Consider the following 14627-nt stretch of genomic DNA (forward strand, 5'->3'; position numbering starts at 1 on the left):
TCAAGGTGATCAAGCGTATGGCCTATGGCTTCAGGGACTCGGACTACTTCTTCCTGAAAATCAAGGCCGCCTTCCCCGGGAAAGCGCGATGAACCATAAAAAAGCCCCCGACAGCTTCAGCTTCGAGGGACTTTTTTTGTCTGGCGATTGCCCCCTGTCCTGACTGCGCCGTTGGGCGCAAACAGGCGAGACCGAGCACTAAAGGATGTCGTCTGGTTCCTCCGCCACAGGTACAGGCACCAGGCTCGGCTCCGGCAAGGTGCCGCCCTGGCGCGACAGGATGATCGCCGCAGTCACCACCAGCAGACCGCCGCCGAGCATGCCGGCGCTGATGTGCTCGCCGATCAGCAGTACAGCGATGGTCACCGCCACCACCGGCTCCAGGGTCGACAGGGTGGAGGCTGCGGAGGAGCCGATCAGCGGCGAGCCGGCGAGAAAGGCGGCGACCGGCAGGATGGTGGCGAACAGCGCCAGGCCCAGGGTCGCCCACCAGGCCGGCGCCCCGGACGGCAGGGTCGCGCCCGAGTAGAGCGCGGCTACGCAGAAGGTCAAGGCGCAGCCCATAAGCACCATGGCCGCCGAGGCCAGCGGCTGCTCGTGACGAATACTGTGGGTGCCGTAGACGATCGCCGACCCATAGCTCAGGGCGGAGAACAATGCCCAGAGCACCCCGCTCATCTCGCCATGCAGGCTCAGGCCGGTGGCCAGCAGCACACCGCCCAGCGCCAGCACCAGGCTGATCAGCTTGAGGACACTGGTGCGCTCGCCCAGGTAGGCGATGGAGATCGCGGTGACGAAAGCCGGGAAGGAGAACATCAGAATCACCGCCAGGCTCACCGAGGTGCTGCGGCTGGCGGTGTAGTAGCCCAGCGCCGCCAGGCCGTAGCCGACGCCCACCAAGAGGTTCTGCCGGGCCAGGCGCCCTCGCGGCAGGCGTACCCCGCGCAGGCGCAGGAACAGCAGCAGGATCGCCGCGGCGATGGCGAAGCGCACCAGCAGCAGGCCCACCGGGTCGGCGCCGGCGGCATAGGCGTACTGGGCGAACAGCGGCTGCAGGCCGTAGCAGAAGGCCGACAGCAGCACGAGAATGAAGCCTCTGGCATAGCCACTGCCGAGTAGCGAGGTGGAAACAGCCTGCATCACCGCTCTCCCTTTCCAGGAAACACCGTGGAAAACCAAAAACCCCGCATGACCAGCAGTGGCCATACGGGGCGATTTTTCGACCACCAAACGCCACGCTAGTCGGCCAATTTGCGCGCCATGGTCGCGCAGTACCAATCATCGAACTGGCACACGCCGTTCTCGGCGATCGAGGAATAGGGGCCCGGCTGATAGGCCGGCGAGTTGACCCCGGCCTGGGTGCCTTCGACCAAGCGACGGTCCTGGTCGTTGGTGGCCAGCCAGACCCGGGTCAGGGTCTCCATGTCATAGTCGATGCCTTCCTGGGCATCTTTGGGCACCAGCCATTTGGTGGTCACCAGGGTTTCGTTCGGCCCCTGCGGCAGCACGCGGAAGCTCAGGGCGTGGTCGCCGAGGAAGTGGTTCCAGGTCGAGGGATAGTTGAAGTACAGCAGCGCGCCGATGTTCTCCACCCCGCTGGTATCCAGGCGCCGCGCCACCGCCGGTTTGCCGTTCATGGTGTAGCTGACAGCGCCGGACGACAGCGGAATCCGGGTCATGCGGAACTGACCGTCTTCGTCCATCACCAGACGGCTGGGCAGTCCGCCTGCTTCGCAGCGATCCCAGTGCTCGACCAGTTCAGGGTCCTCGGTACCGCCGACTCCGGCCACCGAGAGGTTCTCGACAAAGGAATTCATCAACTCGGGGTGGGTACCGTCGCAATGGAAGCATTCGCGGTTGTTCTCGAACACCAGCTTCCAGTTGCCCTTCTCCACCAGGTTGGACTCGAACGCCACCTTACAGTCATCGAGGTTGTGCGGAGCGATAAAGGGTGACACGGCGGCGCGGAACTTCTCGAAGTCCGGCGCCTGCTCGGCCACGCAGACGTAGATATAGCTGTTGACCACCTCGCAGTGGGCCGCATTGAGGCCGTACTCGGCGGTATTGAAGTCCGGCCCCATGTTGCCGGCGAACAGCAGCTTGCCATCCAGGTCGAAGGTCCACTTGTGATAGGGGCAGACCAGCTTGGCGACCTTGCCGCTGGCCTCGCTGCAGACCTTGGAGCCGCGATGGCGGCAGGCGTTGTGCAAGGCGCGGATCTGTCCGTCGCCACCGCGCACTACTACTACCGGGTAGTCGCCGATCTGCAGGGTCAGGTACTGGCCCGGCCTCTCCAGTTCGAAGGTGTGCCCGGCGAAGATCCACTCCTTGTGCCAGATCTGCTCCAGGTCCTGACGATAGACCTCGAGGTCGCTGTACAAAGCCGTTGGCAGCGCATGACGCGGCTTACGCAGCTGGATGAGTTCTGCAACCTTGGCTTTATTGTTCACTGTGTAGGCACTCCACGGTTAATCCAGGCGATCGACTAGTGGTCTGTACGGCTAGTTGGTTAACTCAAGTTCGGATGGCTGAGGTCCTGAGACAAGGCGCTGCGACGAGTCATAGCAGGCTATGGCGAGGAGCGGCAACGCAGTATCAGGGACTCAGACGCCGAAATTGACTAATTGAACCAGCCACACAGGCCACTCGGCTCTTTCCCGACTTCTAATGTCGGCGTCCTGTGCGTTAATAAATTTGGCTGCGGCAATCCAGGCTATTGCCTGGCGATGCTTTCGGATAATCTCCAGAACCAGCACCAGCTTGATCACCGCTATCACCACTGTCGAAAGTTTAGAGTGCGGGCTTATTTGGCAGAACCGACTTTTTATTCAGGATATTGAATACCTGCCGTTATGGTTAAACACACCGAACCCGATCAGTCGCTGATCAAGATGCCGTCGCTACGCGCAGTCAAATCCTTTGTCGCGGCCGCTAAATACCAGAACTTCACTCGCGCCGCCGAGGCCCTGTGCGTGACCCAGGCGGCGATCAGCCGGCAGATTCGCGAGCTGGAAACCTACCTCGGTGCCGAGCTGTTCACCCGCGCCGGCCGCGCCGTGGAGCTGACCGCCGCCGGTTCGATCTTCTACGATGCCGCGCAGCTGTCATTCGTCAACATTGCCCAGGCGGCCGAGCGCATCCGCAGCAACAACGCCGGCAAACGGGTACTGACCCTGTGCTGCTCACCGGCGTTTTCCGCGCTGTGGCTGGCCCATCGCCTGCCGAGCTTCTTCAGCAGCAACCCGGATATCGACCTCAACCTGATTACCACGCAGAACTTCCTGTCCATGGAGCCTGGCGTGCGCCCGGACATCTTCATCACCAAGATGGCCAAGATTCGTTCGGGTTACCGCAGCCTGCCGCTGTTCCACGACATCATCTACCCGGTGTGCACCCCGCATTATCTCGAGCAGCACCCGGAGTTGCGCAGCCTCGAAGGCCTGCGCGACAGCGTACTGCTCAACCTCAGCCCCTATGGCCGCTCGCAGGTGGCCGAGCATGTCGACTGGGGCGTGTGGCTGGCCTTTCATGACATCGATATCGAGACGCGCGCCCACGACAGCCCGCACTTCTTCAACGCCAACGACTACAACATGCTGGTGCAGATGGTGCTCAACCATCAGGGCGTGGCGCTTGGCTGGAACCACCTGGTCGGCCACCTGGTCGCCCAGGGCCTGCTGGTGCGGCCGGTTGAGCAGGAAGTGGTGCACAAGGAAAGCCTGCACTACCTGACCTTCAGCGAAGACAAGGAAGATGACGAGGCCTGCTGCCGACTGCGCGACTGGCTGATGCAACAGTTTTAACAGGCCGTTGAAAACTACCTACGTTGCCGATACGGCGTTAAAAACGGCCTGTTAATTACCTGCAGTTATCAATAACCCCAACATCAGGTTATTGATATTACCCTCCCTCTTTCAGGGTCGTTAATCACACACCCCCTCATTTAAAAACCTGCCCCGTGCAGGTTTTTTTATGCCTGGAATTTGTCGCCGACCCATAACCTTTGATTATGAATTGCCGCCCCTAAATGTTGCTTATTGCCACGACTAAAACGGCCGTAATCTTTTTCTCGAAATCACAACACATTCAATCTCTTCCAGTCAGGTGACCGCATGAACTTCGATGGTGTTTGGACTCCGGTAGTAACGCCCTTCAACCAAGACGGCGCGATAGATTTCTCAGCCTTGAGCGCGGTGATCGACAGCCTGATCGGTCACGGTGTACACGGCCTGATCATCGGCGGCACCACCGGCGAGTATTACGCCCTGAGCAATGCCGAACGTAAGCAGTTGTTCGACGTGGTCAGCGAACAGGCCAAGGGCCGCATCACCCTGATGGCCGGGATCAACGCCACCAGCACCGAAGAAAGCCTCGACCTGGGGCACTACGCCAAGGCCGCCGGTTTCGACGCCATCCTCCTGGCAGCCCCCTACTACTGCCAGCCGACCCAGGAAGAACTGCTGGCCCACGCCCTGTGCGTGGATGACGCCCTGGACATGCCGACCATGCTCTACAACTTCCCGGCACGCACCGGCACGCCGATGAGCTTCGAATTCATCGATGGCCTCAAGGGTCGGCCGAATTTCCAGGCGATCAAGGAGAGCACCGGCTCGGTCGAGCGCATGCACACCCTGACCCAGGACTACGCCGGCCAGCTGCAGGTCAGCTGCGGCATGGACGATCAGATTCTCGAGTTTTTCACCTGGGGCGCACGTAGCTGGGTCGGCGGCGCCTCCAACTTCCTCGCCCCCGAGCACGTGGCCCTGTACCAGGCCTGCGTGGTCGAGCAGGACATGATCAAGGGCCGTGAACTGGCCCAGCGCCTGCTGCCGATGCTCAACCTGCTGGAGCAAGGCGGCAAGTTCTGCCAGTACATCAAGCAGGGCTGCGAATTTGCTGGCCTGCCCGTCGGCCAGACTCGCCGTCCATTACTGCCACTGAATGAGGCCGAAAAAGCCGCCTTCAAGCAGACCTATGAGCAGCTGATTGCCCACCGCAGTTAACCCTTCAGGCGTCTAGGAGGCATTCTCTATGCAGCTGCACTGTAATTTCCTGCCCCAGGACGATGGGCACTGCGGTTGGTACGAGACCCTGCCGCCAGCGCCGCCAAGCACGCCGCTGCGCGGCACGGTGCAGGCCGACTGGGTGGTGCTCGGCGCCGGCTACGCCGGCCTGGCCGCCGCCCGCCGCCTGGCTGAGCTGCAACCGGACGCAAGCATTGCCCTGATCGATGCCAAGCGCGTCGGTTTTGGCGCGGCCGGGCGCAATTCCGGTTTCATGGTCGACCTGCCCCATGACCTGACCTCGCACAGCTACACCAGCAGCCAGGAGGCCGATCACAAGATCATCCGCCTCAGCCGCGGCGCCATCGACTACACCCGAGAGATCGTCCAGCGCCACGGCATCCAGTGCGACTGGCGCGAACAAGGCAAGCTGCACGGTGCGGCCAACGAACGCGGCAGCCAGGCACTGACCGAGTTCGCCAAGGGCCTCAGCGCCCTGGGCGAACCCTACCGCCTGCTCGATGCCGGGCAGATGAAGGCCGTCACCGGTAGCGACTTCTACCAGGCCGGCCTGCATGCCCCTGGCGCCGTGCTGGTGCAACCGGCGGCGCTGTCGCGCGGCCTCGGCCAGAGCCTGCCGGCCAACGTGCGGTTGTTCGAAGAAAGCCCGGTGCTGGATATCAAAGTGGGCAAGCCCCACGTGCTGACCACCGCCCACGGTAGCATCACGGCGCCACGCATGGTGCTGGCCAACAACGCCTATGCCTCGAACTTCGGCCAACTCGGGCTCAAGGGTCGCCTGTTGCCGGTCTACACCTACGGCAGCATGACCCGCCAACTGACCCCCGAGGAGCTCGCGCGTCTCGGTGGCGAGGAAAGCTGGGGACTGATTCCGGCCGACCCGCTGGGTTCCACCGTGCGCCGGCTGGCCAATGGACGCATCTGCGTGCGCAACTCCTTCACCTACAACCCCGAGGTGCAGGCCTCGGCCAGCACGCTGCAACGGGTGCTCAGGGCCCATCGCAAGTCCTTCGAGCGGCGCTTCCCGATGCTCCCGGAGGTCGACTTCGAATACACCTGGGGCGGCGCCCTGTGCATCTCGCGCAACAACGGCTCGCAATTCGGCGAGATCGCTCCCGGGGTGTTCAGCGCGGTGTGCTGCAACGGCCTGGGCCTGACCCGCAGCACCATCGCCGGCAAGTTGATCGCCGAGTACGCCCTGGGCGTGGACAGCGACCTGCTGGACATCATGCTGGAACAGCCAAAACCCTCACGCAATCCGCCCGAACCACTGCTGGGCCTCGGTGTGCGCTCGTCCATCGCCTGGAAAGAGTGGACCGCCGGCGTAGAACTCTGAAACTTTTCAACCTTCAGGAGAACCACAATGACTGACGCCCTCACCCGCAGCGCTATCGACCAGCAGGTCGAGCGCCTGGAGTACCGCAACCAGGCCTTTATCAACGGCCGCTTCGTCGCCGCCCGCTCGGGCGCCACCTTCAGCACCCTGAATCCGGCCACCGGCCAGATACTGTGCGAAGTCGCCGCCTGCGACGCCGAGGATGTCGACCTGGCCGTGCAGGCCGCCCGCGCCGCCTTCGACGCCGGTGTCTGGTCCCAGTTGGCCCCGACCGAGCGCAAGGCGACGATGATCCGCTTCGCCGAGCTGATCGATGCCAATCGCCTGGAACTCTCGGTATTGGAGTCCCTGGAAGCCGGCAAGCCGGTCGGCGAGTGCTACGCCATCGACATCCCCGACACCGCCAACACCATCCGCTGGCACGCCGAGGCCGGCGACAAGCTGTATGACGCCCTGTCGCCCTCCGCCCCCGGCAACATCGGCATGATCAAGCGCGAACCGATTGGCGTGGTCGGCGCCGTGCTGCCGTGGAACTTCCCCTGCATGATGGCCGGCTGGAAGCTGGGCCCGGCGCTGATCACCGGCAACAGCGTGATCCTCAAGCCGGCCGAGCTGACCTCCCTGGCCACCCTGCGCCTGGCCGAACTGGCCTTCGAGGCCGGCATTCCGGCTGGCGTGCTCAACGTGGTGCCGGGCCTGGGCCACAGCGCCGGCAAGGCCATCGGCCTGCACCCGGACATCGACCTGACCGCCTTCACCGGCTCCACCGAGGTCGGCCGGCTGTTTCTCGAATACTCGGCCAAGAGCAACCTCAAGCGCGTGGTGCTGGAGTGCGGTGGCAAGAACCCGCAGGTGGTCATGGGCGATGCCGGCGACCTCCAGGCGGTGGCCAGCAACGTGCTCAGCGCGGCGTTCTGGAACATGGGCGAGAACTGCTCGGCCGGCTCGCGGCTGATCGTCCATCGTTCGCTCAAGGACGCGCTGCTCGAGGAAATGCTCAGCCAGCTCGCAGACTGGGCCACCGGCGACCCGCTGGACCCGAACGTGCGCCTCGGCGCGCTGATCGAGCAGGCGCACATGGAAAAAGTCCTGGGCCATATCGAGCAGGCCAAGGCCGAAGGCTGCAAGCTGATTACCGGCGGCGTGCGCCTGCATGCCGAGAGCGGCGGCTATTTCGTCGCGCCGACCATCTTCGACGCCAGCAGCAACAGCGCTTCGATAGCGCAGGATGAGATTTTCGGCCCGGTGCTGGCGGTGATCGTCTTCGACACCGAGGAAGAAGCCATCGCCATCGCCAACGACACCTGCTACGGCCTGGCCGCCTCGCTGTGGACCGCCAATATCAACACGGCGCACCGCATGGCCGCGGCGATCCGCGCCGGCACAGTGTCGGTCAACTGCTTCTCCGAGGGCGACATCAGCACCCCGTTCGGCGGCTACAAGCAGTCCGGCTTCGGCGGCCGCGACAAGTCGATCTACGCCCACGACCAGTACTGCGAGCTGAAGACCACCTGGATTCAGCTGTCCTAGCAGGTCGTCAAACAGGGCAAGCGTAGCCCGGTCGCCGAACCGGCCGGAGCGCTGCATGATCAACCTAACCCCCTCCCCGCACCCAGCGGCGAGGGGGTTCGACCCTATTGCCGAGAATCGCTCATGAACAGTCTCGCCAGCAGTGAATACCTCAACCCGGTCAGCACCCAGACCTGGGCCAATGGCCGCCATCTGGTGCGCTGCCTCAAGGTCATCCGGGAAACCTCAGACGTCGTCACCTACTGCTTCAGCATGCAGGAGCCGGTGCTGTTCTTCTTCAAGCCGGGGCAGTTCGTCACCCTGGAACTGGAGATCGACGGCGAGCAGGTGATGCGCTCCTACACCATCTCCAGCGCGCCCTCGATCCCCTACAGCTTCTCCATCACGGTCAAGCGCGTGCCCGGCGGCCGGGTGTCGAACTGGCTGCACGAGCAGCTCAAGGAAGGCGAAGTGCTCGCCGTGCACGGCCCGGTCGGGCAGTTCAACTGCATCGACTACCCGGCCGACAAGGTGCTGCTGCTCTCCGGCGGCGTCGGCATCACTCCGGTGATGTCCATGGCGCGCTGGTTCTTCAACACCAACACAGAGGTCGACATGGTGTTCGCCCACAGCGCGCGCACCCCGGCCGACATCATCTACCGCGCCGAGCTGGACTACATGTCCACGCGAATCGACAACTTCAAGCTGCACCTGATCTGCGAGCGCAACGAAACCGGGCAGATCTGGGGCGGCTACCGCGGTTTTCTCAGTCGCGAGATGCTGCAGCTGATCGCCGCGGACTTCCTCGATCGCGAGGTGTTCTGCTGCGGGCCGGCGCCTTACATGAAAGCCGTGCGCCGTCTGCTCGGCGAGGCTGGCTACGACATGTCGCGTTACCACGAGGAGTCCTTCGGCGCGACGCCCGACGAGGACATCGCCAGCGCCGAAGAACAGGCCGCCGTGGCCTTGGTTCAGGCCGAGCAGCCGCAAGTGAGCCATTGGGTGACCTTCAGCGACTCCGGCAAGTCGGTGCAGGCCGAACTGGGCACTACCCTCTACGAGGCTGCCGCCAGCGCCGGCCTGACCATCCCCAAAGCCTGCGGCATGGGCATCTGCGGCACCTGCAAGGTGCGCGTGGTGACTGGCGAGACGGCCATGGAGCACAACGGCGGCATCTCCGAAGAGGAAGTCGCCGAGGGTTATGTGCTGAGCTGCTGCACCCGGGTCACCGGCAATGTCGAGGTGCGGTACTAGTGCCTGCGCCAGCGGCTAAGCGCTGACGCGAGGCAGCACGGGTCACTCCAGGTCGAGCAGCAGGTTGAGCAGCGCCTTGGCCGTGTATTCGGACGAGGCTGGGTTCTGCCCGGTGATCAGCAAACCATCGGTGACCACGTAGGTATGCCAGTCGTCCGCCTTGGCGTACAGGCCGCCGTTGGCCTGGAGCATGTCCTCGACCAGGAAGGGCACCACATCGGTCAGTTGCACCGCGGCTTCCTCGCTGTTGCTGAAACCGGTGACGCGCTTGCCGTTGACCAGTGGCTGGCCATCGGCGCCCTTGGTATGGCGGAAGATAGCCGGCGCGTGACAGACCGCGCTGACCGGCTTGCCGGCACCATAGAAGGCTTCGATCAGGGCGATGGAGTGAGCGTCTTCGGCCAGGTCCCAGAGTGGCCCGTGGCCGCCGGGGTAAAACACCGCGTCGTAGTCATCGGCGCTAATGCCCGCCAATTGCTGGGTATCGGCCAGCGCGGCCTGCGCCTCAGGGTCGCCGCGAAAGCGCTCGGTGGCCGGGGTTTGTGCGTCCGCTTCATCACTCTTCGGGTCCAGTGGCGGCTGACCGCCCTTGGGCGAGGCCAGGGTCAGCTCGGCGTCGGCATCCTTGAACACGTAATAGGGCGCGGCGAACTCCTCCAGCCAGAAGCCGGTTTTCTTGCCGGTGTTGCCGAGTTGATCGTGGGACGTCAAAACCATCAGAATTTTCATGCTGTCCTCTCCTTGCTACCGGCTAGTTATCGGCGCCGACGCGGATTACCAGCTTACCGAAGTTCTTGTCTTCCAGTAGGCCGATAAAGGCTTGGAGTATGGATAGCATTATGCACATGACTCGACAGGGCCACTGCTGGGAATCCATCTGTGTTTGTCGCCTTATCCGTTTTCATTCGCCAGCAGACCTGCAATCCTTGCAGCCTTCGATCGGGTATCTGCCTAGAGGTGACCATGAACATCAGCTCGGACTTCGACAGCGGCAACATCGAGGTAATCGATGCCAGTAACCCACAGCAGGTGCTGCTGGCGATGCGCCCCGACCTGAACAGCCATCATTTTCAGTGGTTCCACTTCAAGGTCGACGGCCTGAGCCCTGGCCAGCACTACGGCTTCAGCCTGAACAATGCCGGCGAATCCGCCTACAACCAGGCCTGGAGCGGTTACCACGCGGCCGCCTCCTATGACCAGGTCAACTGGTTTCGCGTGCCGAGTCGCTTCGAGCAAGGCGCCCTGCATTTCGCCATCGAACCGCGCGAAGCCCAGGTCTGGTTCGCCTACTTCGAGCCTTACAGCCGCGAACGCCACGCCTGGCTGATCGAGCAGGCGCTGAGCACGGCTGGCGCCGAATTGTTCGCCTGCGGCACGAGCATCGAGGGCCGCGCCATCGAGTTGCTGCGCATCAGCCGTAACCCGGATGCTCAGCGCAAGCTGTGGATCATCGCCCAGCAGCACCCCGGCGAGCACATGGCCGAATGGTTCATGGAGGGCGTGATCGAGCGCCTGCAGAATCGCGAAGACGCCGAGCTGAACGCCTTGCTGGACAAGGCTGATCTCTACCTGGTGCCGAACATGAACCCGGATGGCGCCTTCCGCGGCCATCTGCGCACCAACGCCGCCGGTCAGGATCTCAACCGCGCCTGGCAGTCGGCCAGCGAGGCACGCAGCCCCGAGGTCTTCTTCGTCCAGCAGCAGATGCGCCGGGTCGGTGTCGACCTGTTCCTCGACATCCATGGCGATGAGGAAATCCCCCACGTGTTCACCGCAGGCTGCGAAGGCAACCCCGGTTACAGCCCACGCCAGGAGCGACTGGAAAGCGAGTTTCGCCGCCGCCTGCTGGCGATAGGCGCGGAATTCCAGACCGAGCATGGCTACCCGCGTGACGAACCGGGCCAGGCCAACCTGACCCTGGCCTGCAACGCGGTGGGCGAGGAGTTCGACTGCCTGTCCTTCACCATCGAGATGCCCTTCAAGGACCACGACGACAGGCCCAACCCCGTGACCGCCTGGGACGGCAAACGCTCCAAGCAACTGGGCAAGGATGTGCTCAGCGTCGCCGCCAGCATGGTCGACCAGTTGCGTTAAGCCCAGGGCTGCCGCTCAGAGCAGGTCGAGTTGTTCGAGTTCGGCCTCGACCATGGGCTCGGGCAAGGCTGGCAAACCGGGTAACCGTTGCATCAACTGACCGTGAAAGCGCCGCGCCAGTTGCGGCGCCAGATGGTTATCCGAGGTGTGCAGGAAGACGTAGGGGCTTCGCCCTTCCTCGATCCAGGCCGCGACCTTATCCAGCCAGGGCGCCATGAAGCAGTCATTGGCCGCGAGTTGCGGGTGGCCGATGAAACGCAGCTGCGGCGCCTGGCTGAACGCCGTCGGGCGCAACGGCAAGCGCGGCTTCTTCGCCTGGGCATGCAGCACCGCCGGCTCGCGGGATGGGCAGCTGAACAAGGCCCGCGCATCCAGGCAGATGCGTTCGATGCCACGCCCCAGCAACAGGCGGTTGAGCGCCCGTTCCTCCTCGCCCTTGGCGAAAAAGGCCGGATGGCGCACCTCGACGGCCAGCGCCGAGTCGCCCCAGTGTTGGATAAACGCCGCCAACTCCGCCAGCCGTCCGGGGCCGAAACTGGCCGGTAACTGCAACCAGTAGGGGGCAACGCGCGGGCCCAGCGGCGCCAGCAGCGTGCGGAAGTCATCGGCGGCAGCCAGCTGCCCGCGCAAGTCCCCCGAGTGACTGATATCGCGCGGCAGTTTGGCGCAGAAGCGAAAATCCGCCGGCATGCGTTCGGCCCAGCGCGCCAGGGTCTGTGCGGAAGGTCGTGCATAGAAGGTGGTATTGCCTTCGACGGCATTGAACAGCTGACTGTAGAGCGGCAGAAAATCCGCGCTGCGGGCATCTACCGGGTACAGCGAGGAACGCCAGGCCGGTTCACTCCAGGACGGGCAACCGAGGTAGTAAGGCAGCATCAGGCTATGTTGACCTAGGCGTAGAGGTCGAGACCCAGCACCTGCTGCGCGTCGGGCTCAGCGACCAAGGACGCGGTACTGCTGTAACTGGCGATCGCCTGGGCGGCGCGACTGCTCAACCCGGGCTGATAGACCGAGTCATTCAGGCGGGCGGGCAAACTGTCGGTGCTGCCAGTGGAGGCCTGCACCCGACGCAATTGCGCGGCCTGCTCCAAACCCTGGCTGGTCGCAGGTGTTGCCGGTTGCTCACGACGTTGTTCTATCTCACGCTGGGCTTCGCGAAAAGGCGTCACCGCCGTCCCCGAGCGGGGGCCGCGGTCAAGCGAGTAAGAAGGAATGGAACCGTCGATGCGCATCTATTACTGCCCGGCGTAGTTCGCCTCGCAGGCCGTTGAAAAACTACTGCGCTCGGCTAAACGGCGTTGAAATCAGCCTCAAAATGCTCATGTACAACTCGTACACTGCGCTTTCTCAGCTGATTTCGCCTTGCCTAGCCATCGCTCGCTACATTTTTCAACGGCCTGCTAATGCGTGAGGATATTCAGACCATTTAACCCTCGTCTGCCGCACTTGGCAATCGAGGTGCCGAAACCTGGGCCCGCCAGCGACTGACGGCCTTCATGGCGCGGCTTTAGGCGTCGCGACCTTATCACGCAGATAGACCGGCTGAGCCTGGTCGGCCACCACCGCCTCCCCCCGCGCCCAGGCGAAGCGCGCCAGGCTGAGCAGGTCTTCGGCATGCGGCAACATGGCGCCATCCTGAGCACTCACCTGCGGCGCAAGCCGCGCGGCATAAGCACCCCAACCGGTACCGGCGCCGAACCAGTCGCCAGCCGCATCACGCGGCAAGCTCGCCTGCTCCGGCGGCAGCACGGACTCGACGCCAAGCAGGCGCATTTCGCCCTGCTCGGCGCGGTAGCAGCCCCAATAGACCTCATCCATGCGCGCGTCGATGGCCGCGGCCACCTGACTCGCGCCATGCTCGCGCAGCGCGCGCTGGGCCAGCACCGCGAGATTGGACACCGGCAATACCGGACGTTCCAGGGCAAAGGCCAGGCCTTGCACCACGCCAATGGCGATGCGCACGCCGGTAAAGGCGCCCGGGCCCCGGCCGAAGGCGATGGCGTCCAGCGCCGACAGCGGCACGCCGGCTTCGTCGAGCAGAGCCTTGATCATCGGCAACAGGCGCTGGGCATGCAGGCGCGGAATGACTTCGTAATGGCTGAGCACCGTGCCGTCATGCAGCAGGGCAACGGAGCAGGCTTCGGTAGCGGTATCGAGGGCCAGCAGAGTGGTCATGGCAACAGGCAGACAAACGAATGGGCGGGCATTAAACCGGTTTGCCGGCTTTTTTGCCAGCCACCGACCCGTCATTGCGACGGGCCGGGGCACGGATTCACCCGGATAGGTGAGCGGCAGAGCCTCAGTGCAGCTGGTCAGGCGTAACCACGATCCAGTTCTTGTCGGCGTTCACCGGCAGACCCAGCTCGCCCTGGCGCTTGGCCGCAGACGCCTGCCAGTCCTTGACCTGCTGGGTGTACTTGGCCTTGCGGTCGACCCAGATGCGCAGACCGCCTTTGCTGGTGTCGGTCGCATTGAACAGCATGTAGCCATCGGACAGCGGCGTGTCGCCGGCGACCAGCACTGGCATCTTCCACTGGTCGATCCAGCCGAAGATGGTGCCGAGCTTGCCTTCATACCAGGTCATCGGGTTCATCAAAAAAGGCGTCACTTCCAGGTCGAGGTTGTTCGCCGGGTCATAACTGCCCTTCTGCACCTGCAGCCGCGAGGTGGTCAGGGCCCCGCTCTTGCGATCCTTGAGCAGCATGTTGACGCCGATCACGTTGGCCGGCTTGACGTTATAGCCGTACTGCGGGTCGCTGGCGATCATCCGCACCAGCTCTTCGCTGGCCGCGCTGATCACATAGACCTCGATACCGTTTTCCTGCAGGCGGTTGTAGAGCTCCTGCATGCCGGCGAAGGGTTTCGGTGGGTTGACGCTGCCCTCGACCACCTTGTCGCCGTCGTAGTACTTCAGCGGGATCGGCTTGCCATAGGCCATGACCTCATCGACGTAGCCCTTCAGCTCACGCAGGGTGAAGCCGGAGAAAATCTGCGCCACCCAGGGGTAGCAGACCAGGTTGTCCACTTCGCACAGGCGGTAGTAGTAGCTGTTGAGGCTTTCCTTGAACTCGGCCGTGTCCTTGAACGGAATCAACTTGAGCGAGGGGTCCATCTTCTCGCGGGTGAGAATGCCCTTCATCTCCAGGTAAGGCAGCAGGGACTCTTCGATGTCGAACTGATAGGTGGTGTTGTCCATATCGAAGACCGCATAGGCGCCTTTGTTGGCATTCGCCGCGATCATCTTGTCGATCTTCGCGGCCGCTTCGGCCGGCCAGTGTTGCAGTTCGGTAGCGGCCGCGGCGCCCAGGGACGCAACGCTCATGGTCAATCCGATCATCCACGCCTGCATAGCTCTCATGTGTTCTCCTACTTCCGTTTAATGAAGAATTAGGCCTATCTGGTATAGACCA

Annotated in this window: 13 protein-coding genes and 1 pseudogene; 7 read left to right on the forward strand and 7 right to left on the reverse strand. The window is 63.3% G+C overall.

What is annotated here, in order from left to right; genetic code table 11:
- Positions 1–92: pseudogene (locus FBY03_RS19515) on the forward strand (ISL3 family transposase); the annotation flags it as partial.
- 106 nt (positions 93–198) lie between these two features.
- Here the strand turns inward: FBY03_RS19515 and FBY03_RS19520 are convergent.
- On the reverse strand, positions 199–1140 hold the full coding sequence (locus FBY03_RS19520) for a DMT family transporter (protein ID WP_147174018.1): 942 nt from the start codon (positions 1138–1140) through the stop codon (positions 199–201).
- A 98-nt stretch (positions 1141–1238) separates the two neighbouring features.
- The gene (locus FBY03_RS19525; RefSeq protein WP_147174019.1) at positions 1239–2450 is read right to left on the reverse strand and encodes an aromatic ring-hydroxylating dioxygenase subunit alpha; all 1212 of its coding nucleotides are present in this window, start codon (positions 2448–2450) and stop codon (positions 1239–1241) included.
- 402 nt (positions 2451–2852) lie between these two features.
- On the opposite strand from FBY03_RS19525, the gene FBY03_RS19530 reads away from it, so the two are divergent.
- The 5 genes from FBY03_RS19530 to FBY03_RS19550 all read left to right on the forward strand — a co-directional run bounded on the left by FBY03_RS19530 (position 2853) and on the right by FBY03_RS19550 (position 9123).
- Positions 2853–3803, forward strand: a complete 951-nt coding sequence (locus tag FBY03_RS19530; protein WP_147174020.1) for a LysR family transcriptional regulator — start codon at positions 2853–2855, stop codon at positions 3801–3803.
- A 309-nt stretch (positions 3804–4112) separates the two neighbouring features.
- Positions 4113–5003, forward strand: coding sequence for a dihydrodipicolinate synthase family protein (locus tag FBY03_RS19535; RefSeq protein ID WP_025165141.1), 891 nt, complete (start codon positions 4113–4115; stop codon positions 5001–5003).
- 28 nt (positions 5004–5031) lie between these two features.
- Positions 5032–6360, forward strand: a complete 1329-nt coding sequence (locus FBY03_RS19540) for an FAD-binding oxidoreductase (RefSeq protein ID WP_147174021.1) — start codon at positions 5032–5034, stop codon at positions 6358–6360.
- Between the two features lie 27 nt (positions 6361–6387).
- Positions 6388–7890: an aldehyde dehydrogenase gene (locus FBY03_RS19545; protein ID WP_147174022.1), complete on the forward strand. Its 1503-nt coding sequence runs from the start codon at positions 6388–6390 to the stop codon at positions 7888–7890.
- 123 nt (positions 7891–8013) lie between these two features.
- Positions 8014–9123, forward strand: a complete 1110-nt coding sequence (locus tag FBY03_RS19550) for a hybrid-cluster NAD(P)-dependent oxidoreductase (protein WP_147174023.1) — start codon at positions 8014–8016, stop codon at positions 9121–9123.
- Positions 9124–9165: 42 nt separating this feature from the next.
- Here FBY03_RS19550 and FBY03_RS19555 read toward each other — a convergent pair whose 3' ends face one another.
- The gene (locus tag FBY03_RS19555; protein WP_147174024.1) at positions 9166–9852 is read right to left on the reverse strand and encodes a type 1 glutamine amidotransferase domain-containing protein; all 687 of its coding nucleotides are present in this window, start codon (positions 9850–9852) and stop codon (positions 9166–9168) included.
- Between the two features lie 234 nt (positions 9853–10086).
- Here FBY03_RS19555 and FBY03_RS19560 point away from each other — a divergent pair, with 234 nt between their 5' ends.
- Entirely contained in the window at positions 10087–11217 is a 1131-nt protein-coding gene (locus FBY03_RS19560; protein WP_147174025.1) for a M14-type cytosolic carboxypeptidase, read from the forward strand.
- Between the two features lie 15 nt (positions 11218–11232).
- On the opposite strand, the gene FBY03_RS19565 is transcribed toward FBY03_RS19560, so the two are convergent.
- From FBY03_RS19565 to FBY03_RS19580, 4 genes are all read right to left on the reverse strand, one after another.
- Positions 11233–12093, reverse strand: coding sequence for a DUF72 domain-containing protein (locus FBY03_RS19565; RefSeq protein WP_147174026.1), 861 nt, complete (start codon positions 12091–12093; stop codon positions 11233–11235).
- A gap of 14 nt (positions 12094–12107) precedes the next feature.
- The gene (locus FBY03_RS19570; protein ID WP_147174027.1) at positions 12108–12449 is read right to left on the reverse strand and encodes a hypothetical protein; all 342 of its coding nucleotides are present in this window, start codon (positions 12447–12449) and stop codon (positions 12108–12110) included.
- A gap of 262 nt (positions 12450–12711) precedes the next feature.
- Positions 12712–13392, reverse strand: coding sequence for a tRNA (adenosine(37)-N6)-threonylcarbamoyltransferase complex dimerization subunit type 1 TsaB (gene tsaB / locus FBY03_RS19575; RefSeq protein ID WP_147174028.1), 681 nt, complete (start codon positions 13390–13392; stop codon positions 12712–12714).
- A gap of 124 nt (positions 13393–13516) precedes the next feature.
- On the reverse strand, positions 13517–14575 hold the full coding sequence (locus FBY03_RS19580; protein WP_218570806.1) for a haloacid dehalogenase-like hydrolase: 1059 nt from the start codon (positions 14573–14575) through the stop codon (positions 13517–13519).
- Positions 14576–14627 lie beyond the last annotated feature (52 nt).

The sequence above is a fragment of the Pseudomonas sp. SJZ079 genome (assembly GCF_007993865.1).
In the GTDB taxonomy this organism is placed as follows: domain Bacteria; phylum Pseudomonadota; class Gammaproteobacteria; order Pseudomonadales; family Pseudomonadaceae; genus Aquipseudomonas.

Excerpts from the sequence above, each read along its gene's own strand:
- FBY03_RS19560 (WP_147174025.1), top strand. The coding sequence starts at position 10,087 with ATGAACATCAGCTCGGACTTCGACAGCGGCAACATCGAGGTAATCGAT.
- FBY03_RS19555 (WP_147174024.1), bottom strand. The coding sequence starts at position 9,852 with ATGAAAATTCTGATGGTTTTGACGTCCCACGATCAACTCGGCAACACC.
- FBY03_RS19530 (WP_147174020.1), top strand. The coding sequence starts at position 2,853 with ATGGTTAAACACACCGAACCCGATCAGTCGCTGATCAAGATGCCGTCG.
- FBY03_RS19540 (WP_147174021.1), top strand. The coding sequence starts at position 5,032 with ATGCAGCTGCACTGTAATTTCCTGCCCCAGGACGATGGGCACTGCGGT.
- FBY03_RS19580 (WP_218570806.1), bottom strand. The coding sequence starts at position 14,575 with ATGAGAGCTATGCAGGCGTGGATGATCGGATTGACCATGAGCGTTGCG.
- FBY03_RS19520 (WP_147174018.1), bottom strand. The coding sequence starts at position 1,140 with ATGCAGGCTGTTTCCACCTCGCTACTCGGCAGTGGCTATGCCAGAGGC.
- FBY03_RS19550 (WP_147174023.1), top strand. The coding sequence starts at position 8,014 with ATGAACAGTCTCGCCAGCAGTGAATACCTCAACCCGGTCAGCACCCAG.
- tsaB (WP_147174028.1), bottom strand. The coding sequence starts at position 13,392 with ATGACCACTCTGCTGGCCCTCGATACCGCTACCGAAGCCTGCTCCGTT.
- FBY03_RS19535 (WP_025165141.1), top strand. The coding sequence starts at position 4,113 with ATGAACTTCGATGGTGTTTGGACTCCGGTAGTAACGCCCTTCAACCAA.
- FBY03_RS19545 (WP_147174022.1), top strand. The coding sequence starts at position 6,388 with ATGACTGACGCCCTCACCCGCAGCGCTATCGACCAGCAGGTCGAGCGC.
- FBY03_RS19565 (WP_147174026.1), bottom strand. The coding sequence starts at position 12,093 with ATGCTGCCTTACTACCTCGGTTGCCCGTCCTGGAGTGAACCGGCCTGG.
- FBY03_RS19570 (WP_147174027.1), bottom strand. The coding sequence starts at position 12,449 with ATGCGCATCGACGGTTCCATTCCTTCTTACTCGCTTGACCGCGGCCCC.